This window comes from Modestobacter sp. VKM Ac-2978 (genome assembly GCF_026968025.1).
Taxonomy (GTDB): domain Bacteria; phylum Actinomycetota; class Actinomycetes; order Mycobacteriales; family Geodermatophilaceae; genus Modestobacter.
This window is the reverse complement of record NZ_JAPVBP010000011.1, coordinates 125,337-152,287: the sequence shown is the minus strand read 5'-3', so window position 1 is coordinate 152,287 and position 26,951 is coordinate 125,337. Positions and strand designations below refer to the sequence as shown.

General features: G+C 74.3%; 21 protein-coding genes. 16 read left to right on the top strand and 5 right to left on the bottom strand.

Annotated features, from left to right (window positions below; translation table 11 throughout):
- Together O2W53_RS22825 and ligA are read left to right on the top strand one after the other, a co-directional pair.
- Positions 1-774 (top strand): HNH endonuclease signature motif containing protein (locus O2W53_RS22825; protein ID WP_269165346.1); only part of this gene is annotated, 774 nt, incomplete at its 5' end.
- Between the two features lie 89 nt (positions 775-863).
- Positions 864-3,035: an NAD-dependent DNA ligase LigA gene (gene ligA, locus O2W53_RS22820; protein WP_269165345.1), complete on the top strand. Its 2,172-nt coding sequence runs from the start codon at positions 864-866 to the stop codon at positions 3,033-3,035.
- Positions 3,036-3,061: 26 nt separating this feature from the next.
- Here the strand turns inward: ligA and O2W53_RS22815 are convergent, their stop codons facing one another.
- A complete protein-coding gene (locus tag O2W53_RS22815) occupies positions 3,062-3,724 on the bottom strand; it encodes an ACT domain-containing protein (protein ID WP_269165344.1) in 663 nt (220 codons plus the stop codon).
- A 195-nt stretch (positions 3,725-3,919) separates the two neighbouring features.
- Here O2W53_RS22815 and gatC point away from each other — a divergent pair, with 195 nt between their 5' ends.
- Genes gatC through O2W53_RS22790 form a run of 5 tightly spaced genes read left to right on the top strand, consistent with a single transcriptional unit; the run spans position 3,920 to position 7,993 of the window.
- On the top strand, positions 3,920-4,219 hold the full coding sequence (gatC, locus tag O2W53_RS22810; RefSeq protein ID WP_036340508.1) for an Asp-tRNA(Asn)/Glu-tRNA(Gln) amidotransferase subunit GatC: 300 nt from the start codon (positions 3,920-3,922) through the stop codon (positions 4,217-4,219).
- Complete coding sequence (gene gatA / locus O2W53_RS22805; RefSeq protein ID WP_269165343.1) at positions 4,216-5,748, top strand: Asp-tRNA(Asn)/Glu-tRNA(Gln) amidotransferase subunit GatA; 1,533 nt, start codon at positions 4,216-4,218, stop codon at positions 5,746-5,748. The genes gatC and gatA overlap by 4 nt, the downstream gene beginning before the upstream one ends.
- Positions 5,745-5,942, top strand: coding sequence for a hypothetical protein (locus tag O2W53_RS22800; protein WP_269165342.1), 198 nt, complete (start codon positions 5,745-5,747; stop codon positions 5,940-5,942). The genes gatA and O2W53_RS22800 overlap by 4 nt, the downstream gene beginning before the upstream one ends.
- Entirely contained in the window at positions 5,939-7,441 is a 1,503-nt protein-coding gene (gatB, locus tag O2W53_RS22795; RefSeq protein WP_269165341.1) for an Asp-tRNA(Asn)/Glu-tRNA(Gln) amidotransferase subunit GatB, read from the top strand. The genes O2W53_RS22800 and gatB overlap by 4 nt, the downstream gene beginning before the upstream one ends.
- A gap of 9 nt (positions 7,442-7,450) precedes the next feature.
- The gene (locus tag O2W53_RS22790; protein WP_269165340.1) at positions 7,451-7,993 is read left to right on the top strand and encodes a GNAT family N-acetyltransferase; all 543 of its coding nucleotides are present in this window, start codon (positions 7,451-7,453) and stop codon (positions 7,991-7,993) included.
- Between the two features lie 12 nt (positions 7,994-8,005).
- Here O2W53_RS22790 and O2W53_RS22785 read toward each other — a convergent pair whose 3' ends face one another.
- Entirely contained in the window at positions 8,006-9,154 is a 1,149-nt protein-coding gene (locus O2W53_RS22785; RefSeq protein WP_269165339.1) for a PQQ-dependent sugar dehydrogenase, read from the bottom strand.
- 65 nt (positions 9,155-9,219) lie between these two features.
- Here O2W53_RS22785 and O2W53_RS22780 point away from each other — a divergent pair, with 65 nt between their 5' ends.
- Entirely contained in the window at positions 9,220-10,185 is a 966-nt protein-coding gene (locus O2W53_RS22780) for a 2-hydroxyacid dehydrogenase (RefSeq protein WP_269165338.1), read from the top strand.
- Between the two features lie 61 nt (positions 10,186-10,246).
- On the opposite strand, the gene O2W53_RS22775 is transcribed toward O2W53_RS22780, so the two are convergent.
- Together O2W53_RS22775 and O2W53_RS22770 are read right to left on the bottom strand one after the other, a co-directional pair.
- Positions 10,247-10,609, bottom strand: a complete 363-nt coding sequence (locus tag O2W53_RS22775; protein WP_269165337.1) for a PH domain-containing protein — start codon at positions 10,607-10,609, stop codon at positions 10,247-10,249.
- Between the two features lie 44 nt (positions 10,610-10,653).
- Positions 10,654-11,481 carry a helix-turn-helix transcriptional regulator gene (locus O2W53_RS22770; protein WP_269165336.1) on the bottom strand — a complete coding sequence of 276 codons (828 nt, stop codon included), beginning with the start codon at positions 11,479-11,481 and terminating at the stop codon, positions 10,654-10,656.
- Positions 11,482-11,605: 124 nt separating this feature from the next.
- Here O2W53_RS22770 and O2W53_RS22765 point away from each other — a divergent pair, with 124 nt between their 5' ends.
- The 7 genes from O2W53_RS22765 to ilvC all read left to right on the top strand — a co-directional run bounded on the left by O2W53_RS22765 (position 11,606) and on the right by ilvC (position 23,721).
- A complete protein-coding gene (locus O2W53_RS22765; RefSeq protein ID WP_269165335.1) occupies positions 11,606-12,583 on the top strand; it encodes a bile acid:sodium symporter family protein in 978 nt (325 codons plus the stop codon).
- A 13-nt stretch (positions 12,584-12,596) separates the two neighbouring features.
- On the top strand, positions 12,597-14,363 hold the full coding sequence (gene ilvD, locus O2W53_RS22760; protein WP_269165334.1) for a dihydroxy-acid dehydratase: 1,767 nt from the start codon (positions 12,597-12,599) through the stop codon (positions 14,361-14,363).
- A gap of 87 nt (positions 14,364-14,450) precedes the next feature.
- Positions 14,451-17,090, top strand: coding sequence for a putative bifunctional diguanylate cyclase/phosphodiesterase (locus tag O2W53_RS22755; RefSeq protein WP_269165333.1), 2,640 nt, complete (start codon positions 14,451-14,453; stop codon positions 17,088-17,090).
- Positions 17,087-19,858, top strand: coding sequence for a putative bifunctional diguanylate cyclase/phosphodiesterase (locus O2W53_RS22750; protein WP_269165332.1), 2,772 nt, complete (start codon positions 17,087-17,089; stop codon positions 19,856-19,858). Before O2W53_RS22755 ends, O2W53_RS22750 begins: the two co-directional genes overlap by 4 nt.
- Before the next feature lie 249 nt (positions 19,859-20,107).
- Positions 20,108-22,066: an acetolactate synthase large subunit gene (locus O2W53_RS22745; protein ID WP_269165331.1), complete on the top strand. Its 1,959-nt coding sequence runs from the start codon at positions 20,108-20,110 to the stop codon at positions 22,064-22,066.
- Positions 22,067-22,068: 2 nt separating this feature from the next.
- Positions 22,069-22,593, top strand: a complete 525-nt coding sequence (gene ilvN, locus O2W53_RS22740; RefSeq protein ID WP_036340025.1) for an acetolactate synthase small subunit — start codon at positions 22,069-22,071, stop codon at positions 22,591-22,593.
- A gap of 102 nt (positions 22,594-22,695) precedes the next feature.
- Positions 22,696-23,721: a ketol-acid reductoisomerase gene (ilvC, locus tag O2W53_RS22735; RefSeq protein ID WP_269165330.1), complete on the top strand. Its 1,026-nt coding sequence runs from the start codon at positions 22,696-22,698 to the stop codon at positions 23,719-23,721.
- A gap of 80 nt (positions 23,722-23,801) precedes the next feature.
- On the opposite strand, the gene O2W53_RS22730 is transcribed toward ilvC, so the two are convergent.
- Positions 23,802-24,770, bottom strand: a complete 969-nt coding sequence (locus O2W53_RS22730; protein WP_269165329.1) for a hypothetical protein — start codon at positions 24,768-24,770, stop codon at positions 23,802-23,804.
- 159 nt (positions 24,771-24,929) lie between these two features.
- On the opposite strand from O2W53_RS22730, the gene serA reads away from it, so the two are divergent.
- Positions 24,930-26,531: a phosphoglycerate dehydrogenase gene (serA, locus tag O2W53_RS22725; RefSeq protein WP_269165328.1), complete on the top strand. Its 1,602-nt coding sequence runs from the start codon at positions 24,930-24,932 to the stop codon at positions 26,529-26,531.
- The last annotated feature ends 420 nt before the right edge of the window (positions 26,532-26,951 follow it).

Sequence of the window (26,951 nt, the reverse complement as noted above, 5' to 3'; positions counted from 1 at the left end):
GTGGCTCCGCACCAGTCGTTGGTGGCTGCGGTGCAGGCGTTCGAGGACGCGCTGGACCCCGACGGTCCGGAGCCCGATCCCACCGAAGGTCGCCGGCTCACGATCGCCAAGCACTCCGACGGCAGCGTCACCGGCCGGTTCGACCTGGATGCGGTGGGTGGGGAGAAGGTGCAGGCGGCGATCGAGTCGATCGTGCAGGCCGACCGCCCGAAGGGTGATGACCGGACCCGAGCCCAGCAGAACGCCGATGCCCTCGTGCAGCTGTGCGACAACCAGCTGGCCTCGGGCAGCCTGCCGATCCTGCGCACCGTCAAGCCGCATGTGGTCGTCGGCGTCGATCTCGATGACCTCGTCGATCCGGCCACCGGCGCGGGTGCGGCGGAGCTGGGCTTCGGGGCGACGATCTCGGCAGCGCGGGCTCGCTACCTGGCCTGTGACGGCAGCATCTCCCGGCTCGTGATGGGCCCCGACGGCGTCCCGCTCGATCTCGGCCGGGACCACCGGGTGGTCACCCCCGGCCTGCGCAAGGCCGTCGAGCGACGAGACAAGTCCTGCGTGTTCGCCGGCTGCGGCGCCCCGACCCACTGGTGCGACGTCCACCACCTGGTCCACTGGCTGCACGGCGGCGAGACCAACCTGCAGAACTCAGCGTTGTTGTGCGAACGGCACCACACCAAGGTCCATCACGGCTTCCGGGTGGAACGCCCACCGGACGGACGTTGGCGCACCTACCGCCCCGACGACACCGAGATCCTCATCGGCCCACCGCTGTAGTGGCGTAGGAGGCTGCTCGCTGCCCGAGGTGGCGCGCTGCCCGACTGTGCTGCCGTTTCCCGTCGGAGCCGCCGGATAACGTCTCGTCCGTGAGCAGCGAGGCAGGGGAGCAGGACACGGTGGAGCGGGCTGACCAGCCCACGGTCGAGGCGGCCGTCGACCGGCAGGACGTCACCGAGGTGCCCGACGAGGCACGCACCCGGCACCGCGACCTGTCCGAGGAGCTCGACCGGTACGCCTTCGCCTACTACGTGCAGGACGCCCCGCTGGTCAGCGACGGCCAGTACGACGAGCTGATGGGCGAGCTCAAGGCGTTGGAGGCGGCCCACCCCGCTCTGCTGACCCCGGAGTCACCCAGCCAGAAGGTCAACGGCGGGTTCGGCGCCACCTTCGCCCCGGTCACCCACCCGGAGCGGATGCAGAGCCTGGACAACGCCTTCTCCTCCGACGAGCTCTCCGCCTGGGCTGCTCGCGCGGAGCGGGACGGTGCCGCCGGCGCCGGCTACCTCTGCGAGCTGAAGGTCGACGGGCTGGCCATCGACCTGGTCTACGAGCGCGGCCGGCTGGTCGGCGCGGCCACCCGCGGCGACGGGACGACCGGGGAGGACGTCACCGCCAACGTCCGCACCCTGGCCGTCGTCCCCCAGCAGCTCACCGGCGACGACGTGCCGGAGTTCCTCGAGGTCCGCGGCGAGGTCTACTTCCCGGTCGCCGCGTTCGCCGAGGTCAACGCCGGCCTGGTCGAGGCGGGCAAGCCGCCGTTCGCCAACCCGCGCAACGCCGCGGCCGGCTCGCTGCGGCAGAAGGACGCCCGGGAGACGGCGAAGCGCCCGCTCAGCATGGTCGTGCACGGCATCGGCGCGCGCCGCGGCTTCGAGCCCGCCCGCCAGTCCGACGCCTACGAGCAGCTGCGCGCCTGGGGGCTGCCGGTCAGCGAACGGTACGAGGTGGTCGACGACCTCACCGGGGTCTGGGCCTACATCGAGCGGTACCGCGAGCAGCGGCACGCCGTCGAGCACGAGATCGACGGCGTCGTCGTCAAGGTCGACCAGGTCGCCCTGCAGCGCCGGCTCGGGTCCACCAGCCGCGCGCCGCGGTGGGCCATCGCCTTCAAGTACCCCCCGGAGGAGGCGACGACGAAGCTGCACGACATCCGGGTCAACGTCGGCCGCACCGGGCGGGTCACCCCCTTCGCCTACATGGAGCCGGTGAAGGTCGCCGGGTCCACCGTGCAGCTGGCCACGCTGCACAACGCCAGCGAGGTCCAGCGCAAGGGCGTGCTGATCGGCGACACGGTCGTCATCCGCAAGGCCGGCGACGTCATCCCCGAGGTGCTCGGCCCGGTCGTCGCTGCCCGCGACGGCTCCGAGCGGGAGTTCGTCTTCCCCACGCACTGCCCCGAGTGCGGCACCGAGCTGCGGCCGGAGAAGGAGGGCGACGCCGACATCCGCTGCCCGAACGCCCGCTCCTGCCCCGCCCAGCTCCGGGAGCGGGTCTTCCATGTCGCCGGCCGCGGCGCCTTCGACATCGAGGTGCTCGGCTACGAGGCGGCGACCGCCCTGCTGGAGAGCCGGCTGCTCGCCGACGAGGGCGACGTCTTCACCCTCGACGAGGACGCGCTGTGCCGCACCGACTTCTTCACCAAGAAAGACGGCACCCTCTCGGCCAACGGGAAGCGGCTGCTGACCAACCTGCAGACCCGTAAGGACGTCCCGCTGTGGCGGGTGCTGGTCGCGCTGTCGATCCGGCACGTCGGCCCCACGGCGGCCCAGGCGCTCGCCCGGGAGTTCCGCTCGGTCGACCGGTTGATGGCCGCGAGCGAGGAGGAGCTGGCCGCCGCCGAGGGCGTCGGGCCGACCATCGCCACGGCGGTGCGCGACTGGTTCACCGTCGACTGGCACCGCGACGTGGTGGAGAAATGGCGGGCCGCGGGGGTGCGGCTGGCCGACCCCGAGTCCGACTCCGGGCCCGGGCCGCTGACCGGCATCACCGTCGTCGTCACCGGCTCGCTGCGCGACCACAGCCGGGACCAGGCGATCGCCGCCATCCAGGAGCGCGGGGGCAAGGTCACCGGCTCGGTGTCGAAGAAGACCGGCTTCGTCGTCGTCGGCGCCGACCCCGGCAGCAAGTACGACAAGGCCGTCGCGGTGAAGGCGCCGGTCCTGGACGACGACGGCTTCACGGTGCTGCTCGAGCAGGGGCCGGACGCCGCCCGCGAGGTCGCCACCATCGGCGACGGTGCGGAGCCGGCGGACAGCTGAACCGTCGCCCCCAGCGGGCCGGAGAGCTACACCGGGGGGAGCCGGGTGACCGTCGCGGCGAGCCCGGTCAGGTGGGCCAGTCGCAGCAGCTCCGAGCGCCGGAACGCCGGCCCGCCGGACCGGCCGAGCAGCACCGCAGTGCCCTCGGTGCCCAGCGGCGCGGCCATCATCTCCACCGCCATCTCCTGCCAGCGCAGGGGCACCCAGTCACCGTCGCTGGGCAGCAGCAGGGGCGTGGTCAGCGGCAGCCACGGGGTGCGGATGTCCTCCAGTGAGGGTGCGGCGTCGGACGCGGCCAGCACGGTGAGCTGGTCGGCGGGACCGGCGAGCACCACCGCCCAGCCGCTGCGGAACACCCGGGGGAGCTCGGCGGCGAGCACCTTGGCGGTGCCCGCCCCGGCCGGGGCCAGCGCCTCGAGCAGCTCCAGCTCCCGGTGGGTGTCCAGCGGACCGGCGAACGGGCGCAGCGACTCGACCTGCACACCCGGCACCGCGGTGGCGGCGGTGATCAGGCTGTCGGCGACCCGGTCGGCGGGGAGCTCGACCACGATGTCGTCGACGGCGACACCGTTGCCGCGCTCCAGGACGTCGACGGAGACGATGTCGATGCCGGCCTGCCCGAGCGCCGTGGCGACGGCGCCCAGGGTGCCGGGCCGGTCGGGGACGACCAGCCGCAAGAGGTAGGACACGGATCCCCCCGGACGTCGTGCTGAGGCGGGGCCGATCACCGTCGATCGCGGACAGGGGGAGCCTGCCGCATCGAGGGCCCCGGGACCAACCCGGCTCGCGGTCGGGCGGCCCGGTCGCGCCACGTAGAGTGGCTGAGTCCTGGAGCGAGTCGAGGCCGGGCCCGTCCGGCCGCCGAAGTGGGGTCCCCGCGCAGCATGAGCAGCATCTCCCGTTCCGACGTCGCACACCTGGCGCGTCTGTCGCGCCTGGCCGTCACCGACGAGGAGCTCGACCGGTTCGCCGGCCAGCTCGACCAGGTGCTCGCCGCCGTCGCCCGGGTCGGTGAGGCCGCGGTGGCCGACGTGCCGCCGATGACCCACGCCGTCCCGCTGACCAACGTGCTCCGCCCCGACGAGGTGACCCCCAGCCTGTCCCGCGACGTCGTGCTGGCCGGTGCGCCCGCCGCCGAGGACGGTCGCATCCGCGTGCCGCGCATCCTGGGGGACGCCGAGTGACCGGCACCAGCAGTGACCTGACCCGCGCCGACGTCGCCGAGCTGTCCCGGCTGCTGGGCTCCGGCGAGGTGAGCGCCGTCGAGGTGACCCGCGCGCACCTGGACCGGATCGCCGCCGACGACGGCCGGCTCGGCGCCTACCTGCACGTCGAGGACGACGCCGCGCTCGCCGCGGCCGCCGCGGTCGACCAGGCCCGCGCCACCGGCGCCGAGCTCGGCCCGCTGGCCGGCGTGCCGCTGGCGCTGAAGGACCTGGTGGTCACCGAGGGCGTGCCCACCACGAGCGGCTCGAAGATCCTCGAGGGCTGGCGCCCGCCGTACAGCGCCACGGTCGCCACCCGGCTCGCCGAGGCCGGCACCGTGCTGCTGGGCAAGACCAACATGGACGAGTTCGCGATGGGCTCCTCCACCGAGAACTCGGCCTACCAGGTGACCCGCAACCCCTGGGACGCCGAGCGCATCCCCGGCGGCTCCTCCGGCGGCTCCAGCGCCGCGGTCGCCGGGCACCTCGCGCCCTGGTCCATCGGCACCGACACCGGCGGCTCCATCCGGCAGCCGGCCGCGCTGACCGGGCTGGTCGGGCACAAGCCGACCTACGGCTCGGTCTCCCGCTACGGCCTGATCGCCTTCTCCTCCAGCCTGGACCAGGCGGGGCCGATGGCCCGCACGGTGCTGGACGCCGCGGTGATGCACGAGGTCATCGGCGGCCACGACCCGCGCGACTCCACCAGCATCGACACCCCGCTCGCCCGGCTGGCCGACGCCGCCCGGGAAGGCGCGGCCGGCGACCTGCGCGGCGTGCGGGTCGGGGTCGTCCGCGAGCTCGGCGGTGAGGGTCACGCCGACGGTTACGAGCCCGGCGTCCTGGCCCGCACCCGCGAGGCGATCGAGGTGCTGGCCGGGCTGGGCGCGGAGGTCACCGAGGTCTCCTGCCCCTCCTTCGACCTGGCGCTGCCCGCCTACTACCTGATCGCGCCGAGCGAGGCCTCCAGCAACCTGGCCCGCTACGAGGGCGTCCGGTTCGGCCTGCGGGCCGGCGACGACGGCAGCCGCGACCTGGACGAGGTCATGGCGATCACCCGGGAGCAGGGCTTCGGCCCGGAGGTCAAGCGGCGGATCATCCTGGGCACCTACGCGCTGTCCAGCGGGTACTACGAGGCCTACTACGGCCAGGCGCAGAAGGTGCGCACGCTGATCACCCGCGACTTCAGCGCCGCCTTCGCCGGCGTCGACGTGCTGGTCAGCCCCACCACCCCGACCGTCGCCTTCCCGATCGGCACCCGGGTCGACGACCCGATCTCGATGTACGCCGCGGACCTGTGCACCCTGCCGGCCAGCCTGGCCGGCCTCCCGGCGATCTCGGTGCCCAGCGGGCTGTCCGAGGGGCTGCCGGTCGGGCTGCAGGTGATGGCCCCGGCGCTGGCCGACGACCGCTGCTACCGGGTCGCCGCCGCGCTGGAGGCCGCGCAGGACGCCGCCCGAGGCCACCGGCTGCTCGACGAGCTGGGCACCCCGGCGGGTGCCGCGTGAGCGGCGCCCTGAAGGCCGCCTGGGCCCTGACCGCCTTCGTCATCGTCGCGGGCGTGGTGCTCTGGCTGGTCACCGGCGAGATCATCTTCGCCGTCTTCATCTTCCTGGGCGTGCTGACGGCTGCCGGTGCTGTGGTGGCCGGCCGAGCCGAGTCCGCCGACAGGCCGACCCCCTCGAAGGAGGACACCCCGTGAGCACCGATCGGCTGGTCGAGTTCGACGAGGTCCTGACCCGGTACGAACCGGTCATCGGGCTGGAGACCCACGTCGAGCTGGGCACCGCCTCCAAGATGTTCTGCGGCTGCGCCACCACCTTCGGGGCCGAGCCCAACACGCAGACCTGCCCGGTGTGCCTGGGCATGCCCGGCTCGCTGCCGGTGGCCAACGCCGCCGCCGTCGAGGCGACCATCAAGATCGGCCTGGCGCTGGGCTGCCGGATCGCGAACTGGTCGCGGTTCGCCCGGAAGAACTACTTCTACCCCGACATCCCCAAGGGCTTCCAGACCAGCCAGTACGACGAGCCGCTGTGCGTCGCCGGCCACCTGGACGTCGAGGTCGACGGGACGACGCACCGCGTGGAGATCGAGCGGGTGCACCTGGAGGAGGACACCGGCAAGAACCTGCACGTCGGTGGGGCGACCGGGCGCATCCACGGCGCCGACCACTCGCTGATCGACTTCAACCGGGCCGGCATCCCGCTGGTCGAGATCGTCACCCGCCCGGTGCCCGGCGCCGGCCGGCTGGCCCCCGAGGTCGCCCGCGCCTACGTCACCGAGCTGCGCGAGATCGTCCAGGCCCTCGGCGTCTCCGACGTGCGGATGGAGCAGGGCAGCCTGCGCTGCGACGTCAACATCTCGCTCAACCCGGTCGGTGACCTGGAGTGGGGCACCCGCACCGAGACCAAGAACGTGAACTCGCTGCGGTCGGTCGAGCGCGCCGTCCGCTTCGAGATGCGCCGGCAGGCCGCCGTCCTCGACGGAGGTGGCCGGATCGTGCAGGAGACCCGGCACTTCCACGAGGACACCGGCAGCACCTCCTCCGGGCGCAGCAAGGAGGAGGCGACCGACTACCGGTACTTCCCCGAGCCCGACCTGGTGCCGCTGGCGCCCGACGCCGAGTGGATCGAGAAGCTGCGCGCCGGGCTGCCCGAGCTGCCCGCCGCCCGGCGCACCCGGCTCCAGCAGGAGTGGGGCATCTCCGGCACCGAGATGACCTGGCTGGCCAACGCCGGAGCGCTCGGCCTGGTCGAGCAGACCGTCGCCGCCGGCGCCACCCCGGGTGACGCCCGCAAGTGGTGGCTGGGCGACCTCGCCCGCCGGGCCAACGAGGCCGGCGCCGAGCTCGCCGAGCTGGCGATCACCCCGGCACAGGTGGCCGAGCTGGTCCGGCTGGTCAACGAGGGCACCGTCAACGACGGGCTCGCCCGCCAGGTGCTCGACGGCGTGCTGGCCGGCCAGGGCGACCCGGCGCACGTCGTCGAGGCGCAGGGGCTGGCGGTGATGGGGGAGTCCGACGAGCTGGTCGCCGCCGTCGAGGCCGCGATCGCCGGCGCCCCCGACGTCATCGCCAAGGTCAGGGCCGGCAAGGTCCAGGCGCTGGGTGCGCTCGTCGGGGCGGTCATGAAGACCACCCGCGGCAAGGCAGATGCCCCCACGGTGAAGCGGATGCTGGAGGAGCGGGTGCTGGGCTCCTAGCCTGGGGCGGTGGGGCTGCCCGCCGTCGAGCTGCGCCCGCTGCGGCGGGCGGACTTCCCGCTGCTCAGCCGCTGGCTGGCCGAGCCGCTGGTCGCCCGCTGGTGGGACGACGACCCGAGTCCCGCTGCGGTCGAACGGCAGTACGGGCCGAGCGTCGACGGCGCCGACCCGACGGCGGTGTACCTCGGCGTGTACGAGGGCGAGCCGTTCGGGTTCGTCCAGGTGTACGCGTTCGCCGACGAACCCGAGTCGCTCGCCGAGCTGTCGGCGATCTGCCCGGTGCCCGCGGGCGCGCTGAGCATCGACTACCTGGTCGGTGAGCCGGGGGCCCGCGGCCGGGGGCTGGGGGCGGCGATGATCGCCGCCGCCGTCGCCCGCGGCCTCGCCGACCACCCCGAGGCGCACGACCTCCTGGTCCCCGTGGCGCTGGGCAACGAGGCCTCGTGGCGGGCGCTGCGCCGCGCCGGGGCGCGCTGGTACGCCGCGGGTGAGCTGGTGCCGGACAACCCGGTCGACCCGCCCGACCACGTGGTCCACCGCTTCACCCGGTAGTCCCCGGCCCGGCTACAGCGGGGAGCCCGCCGAGGAGGTCGGCGGGAGCACCCGCAGCACTTTGTCGTCGTCCTCGTCCGGCGTGCCCACCCCGTCGCGGTTGGAGGTGGTGATCCACAGCGCGCCCTCGGCGTCCAGGGCCACCGCGCGCAGCCGGCCGTAGTCCTCGTCCAGGAACGCCGTCGGCTCCTCGACCGGGACCCGCGCCCCGTCGAGCTCGACGACGTGCACCTGCTGCCCGTCGAGCGCCCCGAGGAAGACGTAGGGGCCGGTGACCGCGCAGCCGCCCAGCCCACCCTCCTCCCCGGGCACCTCGAGCACCGGTGCGACGCCGCCGGGCCCGTAGTCGCCGCCGGCGGCGAGCGCGTTGAACTCGTCGGGCCCCTGCAGCGCGTCGTCGGTCCCGTAGAGCTGGTCGCCGCTCTGGCAGAGCGCGGTGACGTCCCGGTGCCCGCGGGTCAGGACCGGGCCGGCGCCGACCGGCTGACCGAAGACGTCGACGGCCAGCACCTTGCCGGCCAACGACGCCGGGTCGGCCGCCAGTGCCGGGTCCCCGACGTCGCCGGTGCCCACGTACAGCACGCCGTCCGGCCCGAACAGCAGACCGCCGCCGTTGTGCACCTCCCCGCGGGGGATGCCGGTCAGCACCGGGTTGGGGGTGCCGCCGATCGGGAAGCGCACCACCCGGTTGTCGGTCGCGGTGGAGACGTAGGCGTAGAGCAGCCCGTCCTCGGCGAACGTCGGCGAGAGGGCCAGCCCGAGCAGCCCGCCGTCCCCGCCGGTGTCGATGCCCGGCACGGTCATCAGCTCCCGGGGCTCGGCGCGGTCGGGGAAGACCTGCAGCAGCCGCCCGGTGTCCCGCTCACCGACCACCGCCGTCCCGTCCGGCAGCAGTGCCAGGCCGGTGGGCACGACCAGGTCGGTGGCGACCACGTTCGGGTCACCGGCCTGCTCGTCCTCGGCGCCCGGGGTGGACGGCCGGCCGGGCGCCGGGATCGGGGTGCTCTCCTGCGGCGGGGCGACCTGCGGGGGCTGCCCCTGCGGCACGTCGCGGAAGGGGCCGGCCGGCTCGTAGCCGCGGCCGCAACCGGCCAGCAGCAGCCCGCCCAGGAGCAGTGCCGTCAGCCGCCGGGCACCGGGTGCTGTCGTCCGCCGTCCCACCTCAGCAACAGTACGGCGGCTGCCCGGCGCGCTGCGCCGAGCGGGCCCGCCTAGGGTCGGGACCCGTGCCCGACGTCACCGGTCCCGACACCGCCACCACGCTGCCCCTGGGCCCGGAGGAGACGCTGCACGTGCTCGTCCCCTCCCGGGCCCTCGCCGAGGCGGCCGAGGCCCTCTCGCCCCGCGTCCGCGCCCACCGGTTCCCCGACGAGGGGGCGCCCACCGGGGAGGCGGCGCAGGCCCAGGTGCTGGTGCCGCGCGGCGGCGGGGAGATCGCCGCCGAGGTGCTGGACGCGCTGCCGCAGCTGCGGTTGGTCCAGCTGATGAGCGCCGGGGCGGAGAAGTTCGTCGGCCGGCTGCCCGAGCGGGTCACGCTGTGCAACGCCCGTGGCGCGCACACACCCTCGACCGCGGAGTGGGCGGTCGCCGCCACGCTGGCCGCGCAGCGGGGCATCCCGCACTTCACCCGCGAGCAGGACGCCGGCCGCTGGGACTTCCGCACCGAGCACTCGTTGATCGGGGCCAAGGTGCTGATGGTGGGCGCCGGTGACATCGGCCGCACGATCGGCCGGATGATGGCCGGCTTCGACGTCGACATCACCTACGTCGCCCGCACCGCCCGGGACGGGGTGCGGAGCATCGACGAGCTGCCGCAGCTGCTGCCCGAGGCCGACGTCGTGGTGCTCATCGTGCCGGTGACCCCGCAGACCACCGGCCTCGTCGACGCCGCCTTCCTCGCCGCGATGAAGGACGACGCCCTGCTGGTCAACGCCGCTCGTGGCGTGGTCGTGGACACCGACGCCCTGCTGGCCGAGCTGACCTCGCGCCGGCTGCGCGCCGCCCTGGACGTGACCGACCCCGAGCCGCTGCCCGCCGGCCACCCGCTGTGGTCCGCGCCGAACCTGCTGCTCACCCCGCACGTGGCCGGCGCGGTGCCCGCCACCAACGACCGCGCCACCGCCGCCGTCACCGACCAGCTGGCCCGGGTGCTGGCCGGGGAGCCCCTGTCCAACGTGGTCACCGACTACTGACGGCCCCGCTGCAGGGGCCCGCCGCGAGCTTGCGAGTGGTGGGGGGCAGTGGGGTCCTTCCTCAGGGGGCGGGGATGCGGCCGCCGGAGAGGGCGGCCAGCCGGGGCAGGTCGCGGGCGCGCAGCACCGGCAGCTGCAGCTGGGTGCCGGCGGTCGTGACCAGCCACAGGTCGGCGCGCTCACCGACCCGGATGCCGGCCACCTCGTCCCAGGCGATCGTGCGGCGGGCGACCAGCGACCGCACGGTGACCCCGTCGTCCCCGAGGTCGACGCCGACCCGGAACACCCAGGCGGCCAGCGCCAGTGGCACCGCCATCAGCAGCCACGCCCAGGGCGTGCCGACGGTCACCGGGAGCACGCAGATCGTCAGGAAGAGGACGGGGACGAGCGCGATCCGGCTCATCCGCATGCGAGCGACAGCCACCCCTCGATGGTCCCAGATGCGGCGGGGTGGCCGGTGGGGGTCGGTCAGTCGCTGCTCAGCCGGGCCAGCCGCGCGGCGCTGTCGGTGCCCGCGGCGGCCGTGTAGACGACCAGGTGCAGGTCGGGGGAGTCGGCCAGGGTGAGCTGGTGGTGCTCCAGCAGCAGGCTGCCCACCCGGGAGTGCTCGAAGCGGCGCTCGCTGGAGCTGAACGAGTCGACGTCGTGGCTGGCCCAGCCGGCCCGGAAGTGCTCGCTGGCCGCCTGCAGCCGGGTGACCAGGTCGACGACGGCCGGGTCGTGCACCCGACTGCCGACCTCGGCCCGGAACTGGGTGAGGAAGCGCCGGCTGTCGGTGGCCCAGTCGCCGAGCAGGCTGCGCACGGCGGGGTCGGTGAACACCACCCACAGCAGGTTCCGCTCGCCCTCCGGCGCGGTGGCCACCCCGGGGTAGAGCCGCTCGTACGCGGCGTTCCAGCCGAGGATGGACCAGCTGTGCGTGAGGACGAACGCGGGGGAGGGGCCCAGGGCGTCCAGCAGCCGCACGGCGTGCGCCGGCAGCTCCGCCGGACCGGGCTCGGCCGGTGCCGTCGCGGCGTGCCCGGTCAGCCGCAGCACGTACTCGTGCTCGGCCGGTGAGAGCTGCAGCGTGCGGGCGACGGCGTCCACCACCTGCCGGGACGGCGAGATGTCCCGGCCCTGCTCCAGCCACGTGTACCAGGTGTGGCTGACCCCGGACAGCAGCGCGACCTCCTCCCGCCGCAGCCCGGGCGCGCGCCGGGCGCCGTGCCCGGGCAGCCCCACCGAGGCGGGCTCCACCTGCCGGCGCCGGGAGCGCAGGAAGGCCGCCAGCTCGGTGCGTGGGGAACCGGTCACGCGGACCTCCTCGGGACGACGTCGGGTGGTGGTGCCAGTACCAGCATCAAGGGTCTCCTTGTGCCCCCGTCCACCGGCCCGCACGCTTGGCCGGCCGCAGTGCTGCGCGCGAGAGGAGTCCGGGGTGCACCAGATCAGGGCCGTGAGCTCGTTCGTCGGGCGCTGGTTCGCCGTCATCGTCGTGCTGGCCGGTGCGCTGGCGCTGGCGGTCCCCGGGGCGTTCGCCGGGGGGACGGCGGCGGTCCCCTGGCTGCTCGCGGTGATCATGCTCGGGATGGGCATGACCCTGCGGCCGGTCGACTTCGCGGTCGTGGCGCGCCGCCCCTGGGCGCTGCTCGCCGGGGTGGCCACCCAGTTCGTCGTCATGCCCGGGCTGGCGTTCGGGATCGCCGAGGCGCTCGACCTCTCCCCGGCGCTGTCGGCCGGGATGGTGCTGGTCGGCTCCGCCCCCGGCGGTACCGCGTCGAACGTGATCGTCTACCTGGCCCGCGGCGACACCGCGCTGTCGGTGGCGATGACGTCGGTCTCCACCCTGCTGGCCCCGTTCCTCACCCCGCTGCTGGTGCTGTGGCTGGCCGGCCAGTACCTCCCGGTCGACGGCGCCGGGCTGTTCACCTCGATCCTGCAGATCGTGCTGGTGCCGGTCCTGCTGGGGCTGCTGCTGCGCCGGCTCGTCCCGCGGCTGATCGAGCGGCTGCTGGACCTCCTCCCGCTGGTCTCGGTCGCCGGGATCGCCGTGGTGGTGGCGATCGTCGTCGCGGCGAGCGCGGACACCCTGCTGTCGGTGGGGCTGCTCGTGGTCGTGGCGGTCGTCGCGCACAACCTGCTGGGCCTGGGCCTGGGCTACGCGGTGGCCCGCGTCTGCGGCTTCGACGAGCAGGGCCGGCGGGCGGTCAGCATCGAGGTCGGCATGCAGAACTCCGGGCTGGCGGCGGCGCTGGCCACGGCGCACTTCTCTCCCGCGGCCGCGCTGCCCGCGGCGCTCTTCTCGGTCTGGCACAACGTCTCGGGCTCGCTGCTGGCCGGCCACTGGGCGCGCCGGAGCGCCGCAGCGGAGTCCGAGCCCACCCTCCCGGCCGGTTCTCCCGGCCCCCGTCCCTGATCAGGAGCACGCCATGACGACCACCCAGCCGACCGGTGCACCGGCCGCGACCGGCCTACCATCGCCGGTCGTGACGACCGTCGAGGACCGCCCCACCAGCTCCGGCACTGCCGACATCAAGCCCCGCAGCCGCGAGGTCACCGACGGGGACGCCAAGGCCCCGGCCCGGGCCATGCTCCGCGCGGTGGGCATGGGCGACGACGACTTCGCCAAGCCGCAGATCGGCGTCGCCTCTTCCTGGAACGAGATCACCCCGTGCAACCTGTCGCTGGACCGGTTGGCGAAGCGGGCCAAGGAGGGCGTGTTCGCCGCCGGCGGCTACCCGCTGGAGTTCGGCACCATCTCGGTCTCCGACGGCATCTCCATGGGCCACGAGGGGATGCGCGCCTCGCTGGTCTCCCGCGAGGTCATCGCCGACTCGGTCGAGACGGTCATGTTCGCCGAGCGGCTGGACGGTTCGGTGCTGCTGGCCGGCTGCGACAAGTCGCTGCCCGGCATGCTGATGGCCGCCGCCCGCCTGGACCTGGCCAGCGTGTTCGTCTACTCCGGCTCGACCCTGCCGGGGAAGCTCGGCGACAAGGACCTCACCCTGATCGACGTCTTCGAGGGCGTCGGCGCCTGCGCCGCCGGGAAGATCACCCGCGACGAGCTGACCGCCATCGAGAAGGCCGCCTGCCCCGGGATGGGCTCCTGCGGTGGCATGTACACCGCCAACACGATGGCCAGCGTGTCCGAGGCGCTGGGCATGGCCCTGCCCGGCAGCGCCGCCCCGCCGGCGCCGGACGCCCGCCGGGACGCCATCGCGATCGCCTCCGGTGAGGCCGTCGTCGAGCTGCTCCGCAAGGGCATCACCGCGCGGCAGATCATGACCAAGAAGGCGTTCGAGAACGCGATCACCGTCGTCATGGCGCTGGGCGGCTCGACCAACGCCGTCCTGCACCTGATGGCGATCGCGCACGAGGCCGACGTCGACCTCACCCTCGACGACTTCAACCGGATCGGTGACCGCACCCCGCACCTGGCCGACGTGAAGCCGTTCGGCCGGTTCGTGATGACCGACGTCGACCGCGTCGGCGGCGTGCCGGTCGTGCTGCGCGCACTCCTGGACGCGGGGCTGCTGCACGGCGACGTGCTCACCGTCACCGGGAAGACGATGGCCGAGAACCTCGCCGAGATCAGCCCGCCGGACCTCGACGGCACGATCGTGCACGCGATGAACGACCCGATCCACAAGACCGGCGGCCTGACGATCCTGCGCGGCTCGCTCGCGCCGGAGGGCGCGGTGGTGAAGTCCGCCGGCTTCGACGCCGACGTCTTCGAGGGCACCGCCCGGGTCTTCGACGGCGAGCAGGGCGCCATGGACGCCGTCACCGAGGGCACGCTCCAGAAGGACGACGTCGTGGTGATCCGCTACGAGGGCCCGCGCGGCGGCCCCGGCATGCGCGAGATGCTCGCCGTCACCGGCGCGATCAAGGGCGCCGGGCTGGGCAAGGACGTGCTGCTGCTCACCGACGGCCGGTTCTCCGGCGGCACCACCGGCCTGTGCGTCGGCCACATCGCGCCCGAGGCCGTCGACGGCGGCCCGATCGCCTTCGTCCGCGACGGTGACCGGATCCGGCTCGACCTGGCCGCCCGCACGCTGGAGCTCCTGGTCGACGACGAGGAGCTGGCCCGCCGCCGGGAGGGCTGGGCGCCGCCGGCCCCGCGCTACACCCGCGGCGTGCTCGCCAAGTACGCCAAGCTGGTCGGCTCGGCGGCCCAGGGCGCGGTCTGCGGCTGACGTCCGCACCGGCCCGGCCCCGCCCGATGGGGTGAGGCCGGGCCGTTCGCGCTGTTGCCGGCGCGCTCCCGCGCCGACAGTCCTGGGGTGGAGCGGACACGCCGGTGGCGGGCACTTGGGTGGCTGGTCGCCGTCCCGGTGCTCACCGGGGCCGCGGGCGGTGCCGCCCCGCTGGCCGCCGACCTGCTGCTGTGCGCTGCCGCGCTGGTCACCGCCGGGCTGCTGTGGCGCGCCGGGGGCCGCCTCTCCGGCGGCCTGCGCGGCTGGCGGCTGCTCTCCGTCGCCGTGCTCCTCGGGCTGGGCACCAGCCTGTTCGCCGGGCTGCTGCCCGACCCTCCGCCGGAGGGCGTGTTCGACGCCGCCGGGCGACTGGTCCAGCTGCCGGCGGCGCTGCTCGCGCTGGTCGCCGTCCTCACCCTGCTGTCCCGGGGCAGGCTGCGCCGTGGCGGTGCCCGGCTGGCCACCGAGACCGCCCTGTTCTTCTGCGCCTCCCTCGTCCTGGCCCAGGTGCTGGTGGTCGGACCGGCGATGCGGACCCAGCCCCTGGACGGCGCGGACCGCGTCGTCCTGGAGGTCGCCTGCCTGGTGACCGCCTCGGTGCTGTCCGCCGTCCTCCTGGTGATCGCGGCGTCCGCCGGGCCGCGGCGGTGCGCCGGCGCCCTGCTGCTGCTCGCCGCAGCGACCTGGGCGACCACGCACGGCCTGGCGATCGCCGGCGAGGAGCTGCACCTCGCCGCCCTGGACGGCGCCGCACCCGCCGGTGAGCTCGTCGCCCTGCTGCTGGTCTGCCTGGCGGCGGTGCGTGATCCGGGCGCCCACGCCGAGGCGCCGCCGACCCGGGCCAGTGCCCGGCTCAACGTGGTCGGTCAGCTGCTCCCGCACCTGGTGACCGTGGCCGCCGGGGTCGTCTACCTCGGTGCGCCGCTGTTGGGTGCCGATCCCTCCCCGGCCGCCACGGTCGCGCTGCTGAGCTGTCTGTCCCTGACCGCCGTCCACCGCGCCACCGCCGCCCGGGTCGAGCACCGGGTCGCCGCGCGGCTGCGCCGGAGCGAGGCCTACTTCCGCTCGCTGGTCCGCTCCAGCAGCGACGCGGTGCTGATCCTCGACGGCGACCTGCGGATCGGCTGGGCGGCTCCCGCGGTGGAGCCGGCCGACGAACCGGGCCTGCGGGGCCGGCTGCTGCCCCACGTCGTGCACCCGGAGGACGCCGCAGAGGTGACCGCCTGGCTCACCGGCGAGGGGTCGGACGGGGACGTCAGCGGGCTGCGCTGCTTCCGGCTGGCCGACCGCACCGGCGCCTGGCGGGTCTTCGAGGCCGGGGTCAGCGACCTGCGCGGGGACGCCGACGTCGCGGCGCTCGTGCTGCACTGCCGCGACGTCACCGCCCGGCTCGACCGTGAGCACGAGCTGCGCTCGCTGGCCTTCGTCGACCCCCTCACCGGGCTGCCGAACCGGGCGGCCCAACGGCTGGCCCTGGCCGGGCTGCTGGCCGGTCCGGACGACGCGCCGACCGACGCCGCGCTGCTGCTGGTCGAGCTGCACGGCCTGCGCGAGGCCCTCGACAACGCCGGCAGCGAGGTCGTCGAGACGACGCTGGGCGAGGTCGCCCGCCGGCTGCGCGCGACCGTGCGCGGCGAGGACCAGGTGGCCCGGGTCGGCACCGAGCTCTTCAGCGTGCTGGCGCACGGGACCGGGGACGAGCACGACCGGCTCGCCGACCGGTGCCTCGCGGCGATCGAGGCGCCGATCGTGACCGACGCCGGGATCGTGGACCTGTCCGGGGCGGTCGGGCTGGTGTCGCTGGAGCGCGGGCTGACCGAGGAGCAGGCGGTCGACCGGGCCGAGCTCGCCGTCGTGGACGCCCGGTCGGCCGGCAGCGGCTCGGTGCGCCGGTACCGCGCTGAGCTGTCCGCGGCTCGCGACCGCCGGGAGCAGTTGCGCGAGGACCTGGTCGGCGCCCGGGAGCGCGGCGAGCTCGCCCTGGTCTGGCAGCCGATCGTCGCCCTGGACGACCAGCGGGTCACCGGGGTCGAGGCGCTGCTGCGCTGGCAGCACCCGCTGCACGGGGAGGTGCCGCCGGAGGAGTTCCTGCCGGTCGCCGAGCGGGCCGGGCTGGCGGTGGACCTGCAGCGCTGGGTGCTGCGCGAGGCGACCGCCGCTGCGCTGACCCTGCCGCGGGACCGTGGTGAGCTGAAGCTGGCGGTCGACGTCTCGGCCGCCCACCTCGCGGCCGGGACGCTGGTCGGTGACGTGACGGCTGCCCTGCGGGACAGCGGCCTGCCGCCGGAGAGACTGGTGCTGGAGATCGCCGAGTCGATCCTCGAGGTCGATGCGCTCGCCGACGACGTGGCGGCGTTGCGGCTGATGGGCGTGCGCCTGGCCCTGGACGACTTCGGCAGCGGGCGCTCCTCGCTGCCCGCGCTCGGCCGGCTGCCGGTCGACATCATCAAGCTGGACCGGAGCCTGCTGTCCCGGGTGGACCGGGACCCCTACAGCCGGGCGGTCTGCCAGGCCGTGGTCACGCTGGCCGCGACCCTGGGCATCGACGTCGTGGCCGAGGGCGTGGAGACCACCAGCCAGCTGACGGTCCTGCGCGGCCTCGGGTGCGGGTACGCCCAGGGGTTCCTGCTCTCCCGCCCGGTCGGGCTGACCGGACTGGTGCAGCTGCTGGAGTCCGACACCGGGCGGCTGTGGCCCGGGCTGACCGGTCGGGTCGCCGCCTCGTGACCGCACTGCCTGCGTCGTCGGCCGGCGTGCCGGCGCTGCCCCTCGTGCCCGCGGTGGCGCACTGGCCCCGGGCGGCGGTGCTGTCCCTGCTCGGCGCGGTCGCCGTCGGCCTCGCCCTCGTGGAGACGGCCTGGCCCGCGGCCGCGGCGCACACGGCACCGGCGGTGCTCAGCGCGGCGTCGCTGGCCATCGGGGTGCTCGTGGTGCGGCACGCGATGCGGCTGGACCGGGAGTCCGCGGCGCCCTGGCGGGCGTTCGCCGTCCTCGCCGGTCTGCTGACGCTGGGCGAGGCGATCGCCGCCGTGCGCGGGGTCGGGGTCAACGCGGTGACCGCCGGGCCGCAGGACGTCCCGCTGGTGGCCGCGGTCCCGTTCGCGCTGCTGGGCTGCGCCCGGCTGATCCGGTCGGCCACCATCGGGATCGGTGCCCGGGTGGCGCTGGACGCGGCCGTCGCCCTGGTCGCGCTGTCCGCGCTGGTCGAGATGGTGATCGGTGCCGCGCTGGACCGGACGGCCGACTCCGTCGACGACCTGATGGCACACGGCTACCCCGCCGCCGGGGTGGTGCTCTGCACCGTCGGGCTGGTCACCTTCGCGGGGGTGGGGCAGGCCCGGCGGGCCGCTGCCGGATGGTTGCTGGGCTGCTTCGCCGCGGTGGCCGTGGTGACCGTCAGCGGGGCCATCGCCGTGGTCCGCCCCTCCATCGTCACCGACGTGGTCAGCGGCACGGCCTGGCTGGCCATGCTGGGCTTCGGCACCCTCGCCATCGCCGCCGACCCGGGCCGGTCCACCGACCCGGACGAGCCCCCCGAGGTGCCCCTGCTGGGCGTGGTGGTCAGCTACTGCGCCGCCTTCGGCGTGGTGCTCGTGCTGCTGGTCGGCCGGATCGGCGGGAGGTCGATCCTGCCGGTCGAGGCGATGGCCGCGGCCCTGCTGCTGCTGCTCACCTTCGCCCGCACCCTGGTGTGGGCGGCGGACGGCGCCCGGCTGACCAGGCAGGTGCTGCGCACCGAGGCCTACTTCCGGACGCTGGTGCACAGCGCCGCCGACGTCACCATCGTCTTGGACCACCGCGGTCGGATCACCTGGGACTCCACCGCGGGCCGGCACCCGCACGGCTGGTCGGCGCGCGACCTCGAGGGCCGGCAGCTGGTGGAGTTCGTGCACGGCGAGGACCGGGCGGAGCTGGCGGCAGTGCTGACCACGGGCGCCGACCCGGGGCAGGGCCGCGGGCGGGTCTTCCGGCTGCGCGGCAAGGACGGGAGCTGGCGGTCCTACGAGACGGTGCGGGTGCTCGCCTCCGGTGACCTGCGGCGCCCCGACGTCACCGCCCCCGAGCTGGGTGGCGGCGGGCTGGTGCTGTACCTGCGGCACGTCGACGAGCGCCGGCACAGCGAGCTCGAGCTGGAGCGGATGGCCTACACCGACTACCTCACCGGGCTGCCCAACCGGGCCCGGCTGATGGCCGCGCTGGCCGGCGCCCGCAGCCGGGCCGCGGAGGGGGAGGCCTCGTGCCTGCTGCTGCTGGACCTCGACGGCTTCAAGGCGGTCAACGACATCGCCGGGCACGAGGCCGGTGACCTGCTGCTGACCGAGGTCGCCGACCGGCTGCGCGCCTCCGTCCGGGACCGGGACCTGGTCGGACGGCTCGGCGGTGACGAGTTCGCCGTCGTCGTGCGGGCCGACCTGGACGAGGCGACGGCGCTGGGGGAGCGGATCATCGCCGAGCTGGCCGGCGTCCACCGCTCGGTGCCCACCCCGGGCGCGGACCCGGACCTGGTCTTCGACGTCTCCTGCAGCATCGGGGTCACCGAGCTGGCCCCGGCCGACGAGGTGCCGGCGACCATCCGGCACGCGGACCTGGCCCTGCGTGCGGCCAAGGCCGCCGGCAAGGGGCGGGTACGTCGGCACGGCGAGACCGCCGACAGCGCCACCGTCCGGCGCACCAGGCTGGCCCGCGACCTGCCCGACGCGCTGTCCCGGGGGCAGCTCCGGCTGGTCTACCAGCCGGTCGTCGGCGTCGCGGAGCGCCGGGTGCTGGGCGTCGAGGCGCTGGTCCGCTGGGACCACCCGGTGCTCGGTGAGGTGTCGCCGGAGGAGTTCGTGCCGCTGGCCGAGGACGACGGGCTGATCGTGCCGCTGCAGCGGTGGGTGCTGGACCAGGCGACCGCCGAGCTGGCCGGCCTGGTCCGCGCGGGCCGCGACCTGCGACTGGGGGTGAACATCAGCGTGCGGCACCTGCAGTCGGGCAGCCTGGTGCCCGACGTCGCCGCCGCTCTCGCGCGGGCCGGGCTGCCGCCGCAGCGGCTCATGCTGGAGGTGACCGAGTCGCTGTTCATCGGTCAGCCGGACCGGGCCGACGGCGACCTGCAGACGCTGCACGACATGGGGTGCGTCATCTCCCTCGACGACTTCGGGCGGGGGTACTCGACCTTCGCCTACCTGGCCCGGCTGCCGGTCGACGTGCTCAAGATGGACCGGGAGTTCCTCGCCGGCATCGCCGAGGACGCGCGCAGCGCCGCACTCGTGCACAGCGTCATCGAGCTCGGGCAGCGGTTGTCCATCGACGTCGTCGCCGAGGGCGTGGAGACCCCCGAGCAGCTGGCGGCGCTGCGCGACCTCGGCTGCCGGTACCTGCAGGGCTTCCTGCTGGGCCGCCCGACCAGCCCCGCGGAACTGCCGGCGGTCATCGACGCGTTCGACCCGGACCTGCTCGACGTCGTGTCCGGACCGGTGTCGGCGGCGACCGCCGTCCCAGGAACCGTCTAGGCCCATCCCACGACGTGGGACGTCGCGGTTGACGTGGTCGTGCTGCGGGGCGCACAGTGTCCTCGTGCCACGCACTCGTCTGCTCGTAGCGATCCACTAGCGCGCCGGTCCCTCCCGACCGACGCGCCACCCCTCCGTGCCAGCCGGCACGAGGGGTTTTTTGTTGGCCGGGCACCGCCTGGCCGACTCCCCGCCCACCGACAGGCGTCCGCCGCAGCACCCCACCCCGCGCCCAGGGAGATCGTCGAGATGAGCACCACCAGCACCGGCCGCACCGCCGCGGCCCACCCCTCGTCCGCAGCCGGCCCCTCGGTCGGCCCGGCTCCTGGTGCCGGTCCCGCGCCGGCCACGGCCGTCGTCCCCAGCGAGGCCGCCGCCCAGGCCACCCTCGGGGTGGAGACGACCGCCCGGTCGATGGCCGAGGCCGCCGCGGAGCCGGCCTCCGGCATCACCGGTGCGCAGAGCCTGGTCCGGTCGCTGGAGGCGGTCGGTGTCGAGGTGGTCTTCGGCATCCCGGGCGGGGCGATCCTGCCGGCCTACGACCCGCTCTTCGACTCCGCGCTGCGGCACGTGCTGGTCCGGCACGAGCAGGGCGCCGGGCACGCCGCCACCGGGTACGCCCAGGCCACCGGCCGGGTCGGCGTCTGCATGGCAACCTCCGGGCCCGGCGCGACGAACCTGGTCACCCCGCTGGCCGACGCCTACATGGACTCGGTGCCCATGGTCGCGATCACCGGGCAGGTGCCGACCGCCGCCATCGGCACCGACGCCTTCCAGGAGGCCGACATCCGCGGCATCACCATGCCGGTGACCAAGCACAACTTCCTGGTCACCGACGCGGCGGAGATCCCGCAGAAGATCGCCGAGGCCTTCCACCTGGCGAGCACCGGGCGCCCCGGGCCGGTGCTGGTCGACATCCCCAAGGACGTCCTGCAGGCCACCACCGACTTCAGCTGGCCGCCGCAGATCGACCTGCCCGGCTACAAGCCGACCACCCGCCCGCACGGCAAGCAGGTGCGCGAGGCCGCGGCGCTCATCGCGGCCGCCCGCCAGCCGGTCCTCTACGTCGGCGGCGGCGTCCTCAAGGCCGGTGCCGCCGAGGAGCTGGCCGAGCTGGCCGAGCTGACCGGCGCCCCGGTGGTCACCACGCTGATGGCCCGCGGGGCCTTCCCGGACAGCCACCGGCAGAACCTGGGCATGCCGGGCATGCACGGCAACGTCACCGCGGTCACCGCGCTGCAGAAGGCCGACCTGCTGGTCGCCCTGGGCGCCCGCTTCGACGACCGGGTGACCGGCGAGCTGTCCAGCTTCGCCCCGCACGCCGCCGTCGTCCACGCCGACATCGACCCGGCCGAGATCGGCAAGAACCGCAAGGCCGACGTCCCGATCGTCGGCGACGCCAAGGCCACGATCATCGAGCTGGTGTCCGCGCTGCGCGCCGAGCACGAGGCCGGGCGCACCCCGGACCTGGACGCCTGGTGGACGCAGTTGGAGGACTGGCGCACCCGGTACCCGCTGGGCTACGACTGGCCCGAGGACGGGATGCTCTCCCCGCAGTACGTGATCGAGCGGCTGGGTGCCATCGCCGGCCCGGACGCCATCTACGCCTCCGGGGTCGGGCAGCACCAGATGTGGGCCGCCCAGTTCGTCAAGTACGAGAAGCCCGGCACCTGGCTCAACAGCGGTGGCCTGGGCACCATGGGCTACGCCGTCCCGGCCGCGATGGGCGCCAAGTACGGCATGCCCGGCACCACCGTGTGGGCGATCGACGGCGACGGCTGCTTCCAGATGACCAACCAGGAGCTGGCCACCTGCGCCATCGAGGGCATCCCGATCAAGGTCGCCGTCATCAACAACGGCAACCTCGGCATGGTCCGGCAGTGGCAGACCCTGTTCTACGAGGGCCGCTACTCCAACACCCACCTGAACACCCACGGTGGCAAGGAGGGGGCGGCCCGGCAGGTCCGCATCCCCGACTTCGTCACCCTCGCCGAGGCGCTGGGCTGCGTCGGGCTGCGCTGCGAGTCCAAGGACGACGTCGACGCGGTGATCGAGAAGGCCATGGCGATCAACGACGCGCCCGTCGTCATCGACTTCATCGTCGGCTCTGACGCCCAGGTGTGGCCGATGGTCGCCGCCGGCAAGAGCAACGACGAGATCCTGGCCGCGCGCGACGTGCGCCCGGTCTTCGGAGAGGGACAGGTGTAGGGATGACGAGGCACACGCTCTCGGTCCTGGTGGAGAACAAGTCCGGCGTCCTGGCCCGGGTCTCGGCGCTGTTCAGCCGGCGCGGGTTCAACATCGAGTCCCTCGCCGTGGGGCCGACGGAGAACCCGGACCTGTCCCGGATGACGATCGTGGCCGACGCCGAGGCGCAGCCGCTGGAGCAGATCACCAAGCAGCTGAACAAGCTGATCGAGGTGATCAAGATCGTCGAGCTGGACACCGCCGCGGTGCAGCGTGAGCTGCTGCTGGTCAAGGTGCGCGCGCCGCTGGCCGACCGCGCCCAGGTGCTGCAGACCGCCGAGCTCTTCCGCGCCCGGGTGATCGACGTCAACACCGACACCGTCACGCTCGAGGCCACCGGCACGCCGGACAAGCTGCAGGCGCTGCTGGCCGTCCTCGCACCGCTCGGCATCAAGGAGATGGCCCAGTCCGGCACCGTCGCCCTGGGCCGCGGACCGCGGTCGATGAGCGGCGCCGGTACCTTGCGCCCGGTCGAGCGCTCCGCCTGAAAGGACCCCCTCCTCCTCATCCCTCGCACGCTCGGGACGAGCCTCTGGAGGGGGCCGCTGAACTCATCCACGAACGAACCGAACCGAAGGAGCACGAACCGCATGGCCGCCGAGATCTTCTACGACGACGACGCCGACCTCTCGATCATCCAGGGGCGCACCGTCGCCGTCCTGGGCTACGGCAGCCAGGGCCACGCCCACGCGCTGTCGCTGCGTGACTCCGGCGTCGACGTCCGGGTCGGCCTGCCCGAGGGCTCCAAGAGCCGGGCCAAGGCCGAGGCCGAGGGCCTGCGCGTGGTCACCCCCGCCGAGGCGTCCGCCGAGGCCGACCTGATCATGATCCTCGCCCCGGACCACGTGCAGCGGACGCTGTACGCCGAGTCGGTCGAGCCCAACCTGCAGGACGGCGACGCGCTGTTCTTCGGCCACGGCTTCAACATCCGCTTCGGCTACATCAAGCCCCCGGCCGGCGTCGACGTCGCCATGGTCGCCCCCAAGGGCCCCGGGCACCTGGTCCGCCGCGAGTTCAGCGACGGCAAGGGCGTGCCCTGCCTCATCGCCGTCGAGCAGGACGCCAGCGGCAGCGCCCAGGCCCTCGCGCTCTCCTACGCCAAGGGCATCGGCGGCACCCGCGCCGGCGTCATCAAGACGACGTTCGCCGAGGAGACCGAGACCGACCTGTTCGGTGAGCAGGCGGTGCTCTGCGGCGGCATGTCGGCGCTGGTGGCCGCCGGGTTCGAGACCCTCACCGAGGCCGGCTACCAGCCCGAGATCGCCTACTTCGAGTGCCTGCACGAGCTCAAGCTGATCGTCGACCTCATGTACGAGGGCGGCATCGCCAAGCAGCGCTGGTCGGTCAGCGACACGGCCGAGTACGGCGACTACACCTCCGGCCCGAAGGTCGTCGACGCCCGCGTCAAGGAGTCGATGAAGGAGGTCCTCGCCGCGATCAAGGACGGCTCCTGGGCCGCTGCCTTCATCGCCGACCAGGACGCCGGGGCGCCGGACTTCACGGCCAAGCGGGCCGCTGCGGAGGCGCACCCGATCGAGGAGACCGGCCGCAAGCTCCGTGGCCTGATGAGCTGGGTCAGCGCCAGCGACGACTACACCGGCACCGCCGCCCGCTGAGCAGGGCCCCCTCACGGGGGCGACACGACACGGCCCCCGCAGCGTCTGCTGCGGGGGCCGTGTCGCGTCCGGGGGAGGGGTCAGCGGGTGGCTGCCCGCTGCGCCCGGCGGGCGGCGAAGTAGCGGCCGGCCGGCTTGAGGCACACCAGCACGACGGTCGCGACCGCGGCGGCGACCAGCAGCAGGGAGAACAGGATGGCGCCGCCGTCCCCGTCGCCGAGGGCGCCGATGAGGGTCAGGCCGGTGAACGCGATGGCGATCGACCCGCCGACGATGAGCAGCACCCGGTTGCGGCCGGTCAGCGCCCAGACCGAGCCCCAGATCATCAGCACCGTCCACAGCACGGTGATCAGCCCGAAGGCCAGCGAGATCCCGCCGACCGCACCGAGCCCGCCGCCGGCGACGTCGAAGAGCTCCTCGTCGAAGCCCTCGGCGCCGGCGAGGGCCGCGGCGCCGAAGACGATCAGGAAGAAGCCGACCAGGACGCCGAACGCCGCCAGCACGAAGCCCAGGACGGCGGCGGTGATCACCGCGCCGGGGCGGGCGGTCGACGGTGGCTCCCCGTACCCGTACTGCCCGTAGGACTGGGCCTGCTGGCCGTACTGCTGCTGGCCGTAGGGGTCGGGCTGGCCGTACTGGCCCTGCCCGTACTGGCCCTGCCCGTACTGGCCGTACTGGGGTTGGCCGTACTGGCCCTCGCCGTACTGGCCCTGCCCGTACTGGGGCTGGCCGTACTGGGGTTGCCCGTACTGCGCTTGGCCGTACTGGCCCTGGCCCTGGCCCGTCCCGCCCTGGCCGTACTGCGGGTCCGGCTGCTCGTACGGGTTCTGGCCGGTCGGGGGCCCGTACGAGGGCTGGCCGTACTGCTGCTGGCCGTACTGCTGTTGGCCGTACTGCTGTTGGCCGTACTGCTCCCCGGGCTGGGAGTCCTGCCCGAACGCGGTGGAGCCGGTGTTCCCCGGGGTCGGCGGTGGCTCTCCCTCCTCCGGCTGCTGGCCGAACGGGGTCGTCTCGTCACGGCCCTGGGCGTCGTCCCGGTCGCTGCTCATGTTCTCCTCCGACGAGGCCGGTGGTACCGGCGCTTCGCCGCCAGCTTGGCGGTGCCGGCAGGGCCGGGCAAGCACGGGGGTCCGTCCGTGTGTCCACCCAGTGGGACCAGCGGACACCGGCGCGCCGCGGGGTGGGCGGCGTCCCTACGCTGTGGAGCCGTGACCACGACCACGCCCGTAGTCCTGATCGCCGAAGAGCTCGCGCCCAGCGTGTTGGAGGTGCTGGGAGGCGACGTCGAGATCCGCCACGTCGACGGCGCCGACCGGGGCGCCCTGCTGCCCGCGCTGGCCGACGCATCAGCCGTGCTCATCCGCTCGGCCACCCAGATCGACGCCGAGGCGCTCGCGGCGGCGCCGCAGCTCAAGGTCGTCGCGCGGGCCGGCATCGGCCTGGACAACGTCGACGTCCCCGCGGCCACCGAGCGCGGTGTCCTGGTCGTCAACGCGCCGACCTCCAACATCGTCAGCGCCGCCGAGCACGCCGTCGCGCTGCTGCTCGCCGCCGCCCGGCACATCCCGGCTGCCGACGCCTCGCTGCGGGACGGGAAGTGGGCGCGGTCGAAGTTCACCGGCGTCGAGGTCACCGAGAAGACCGTCGGCGTCGTCGGGCTGGGCCGGATCGGGGTGCTGGTCGCCCAGCGGCTGGCCGCCTTCGGCGTCACCCTGATCGCCTACGACCCCTACATCCAGCCCGGCCGGGCCGCCCAGCTCGGAGTCCGGCTGGTGTCCCTGGACGAGCTGCTGCGGGAGTCGGACTTCATCACCGTCCACCTGCCCAAGACGCCGGAGACCCTCGGGCTGATCGGCGCCGAGCAGCTCGCCGCCACCAAGCGCGGCGTCATCATCGTCAACGCCGCCCGGGGCGGGCTGGTCGACGAGGCCGCCCTGGCCGAGGCGCTGCGGTCCGGCCAGGTCGGTGCCGCCGGCATCGACGTGTACGCCAAGGAGCCCTGCACCGACAGCCCGCTGTTCGGGCTGCCGAACGTGGTGGTCACCCCGCACCTGGGCGCCTCCACCACCGAGGCGCAGGACAAGGCCGGCACCGCCGTGGCACGCAGCGTCCGGCTGGCGCTGCAGGGCGACTTCGTGCCCGACGCGGTGAACGTCCAGGCCGGCGGCATCGTCGCCGAGGACGTCCGCCCCGGCCTGCCGCTGGCCGAGAAGCTGGGCCGGGTGTTCACCGCGGTCGCCGGTGGGCTGGCCCAGTCGGTGCACGTGGAGGTACAGGGCAAGATCGCCGAGTTCGACGTCTCCGTCGTCCAGCTGGCGGTGCTGCGGGGCGTCTTCTCCGACGTCGTCGAGGAGCCGGTCACCTACGTCAACGCGCCGCTGCTGGCCGACCAGCGGGGCCTGGACGTCACCCTGTCCAGCAGCACCGAGAGCCCGCACTACCGCAACCTGATCACCGTGCGGGGGGCGATGGCCGACGGCACGGAGGTGACCGTCTCGGGCACGCTCTACGGCAAGAACCAGGTGCCGAAGCTGACCGAGGTCAGTGGTTTCGAGATCGACCTGGCCGCCGACGGCTACCTGATGTTTTTCGTCTACGCCGACCGGCCCGGCGTCGTCGGCACGGTGGGGGCCGCGCTCGGCGAGGCGGGGGTCAACATCGCCGGCGCACAGGTCAGCCGCACCACCCAGGGCGGCGAGGCGCTGATGGCCGTGACCGTCGACAGCCCGGTCAGCGGGGAGCTGCTGGCCGACATCGGTCAGCGGATCGGCGCCGGGCAGGCCCGGACCGCCGACCTCAACCCGAGCTGACCCGCTCGTCTCCTGCGCGACCACGGGCCGCGTCGTCCCCACGGGGGCGACGTGGCCTCGTCGTGTCCGGGGTCGATCCGGCGGACCGGCCGACTGGGCCGAACGGTGGTTGAGGGCTGATCCAACGTGTCATCTGCCCGATCTGGTTCCGCCGAACGGTGCGCGGCACGCCGGGGTCCGGATGTCGACGGCTCCCAGGTCGGGTCGATGCCCGAGGACGCTGCGCAGATGCGCTGTGCGACGGGCTGCGCTGCGCCGAACGGCCTATTGGCCCCCGGTGACCACGGCGAGCACCGTGTGACTGGTCCGTCTCAGCTGGTCACCGCTCCTGGTGGTCGGTCGGGCGGTCCTCCCGCACGAATCACTGACAGGGGTGCCCGTGGGTCCGAGCAGCACGCACACGAACCGGGCGGGACGCCG

What these genes read in the sequence shown, in the direction of transcription:
- gatC (WP_036340508.1), top strand. Translation starts at nt 3,920, where the DNA reads ATGAGCAGCATCTCCCGTTCCGACGTCGCACACCTGGCGCGTCTGTCG.
- ilvD (WP_269165334.1), top strand. Translation starts at nt 12,597, where the DNA reads ATGACGACCACCCAGCCGACCGGTGCACCGGCCGCGACCGGCCTACCA.
- O2W53_RS22745 (WP_269165331.1), top strand. Translation starts at nt 20,108, where the DNA reads ATGAGCACCACCAGCACCGGCCGCACCGCCGCGGCCCACCCCTCGTCC.
- ilvN (WP_036340025.1), top strand. Translation starts at nt 22,069, where the DNA reads ATGACGAGGCACACGCTCTCGGTCCTGGTGGAGAACAAGTCCGGCGTC.
- ilvC (WP_269165330.1), top strand. Translation starts at nt 22,696, where the DNA reads ATGGCCGCCGAGATCTTCTACGACGACGACGCCGACCTCTCGATCATC.
- O2W53_RS22730 (WP_269165329.1), bottom strand. Translation starts at nt 24,770, where the DNA reads ATGAGCAGCGACCGGGACGACGCCCAGGGCCGTGACGAGACGACCCCG.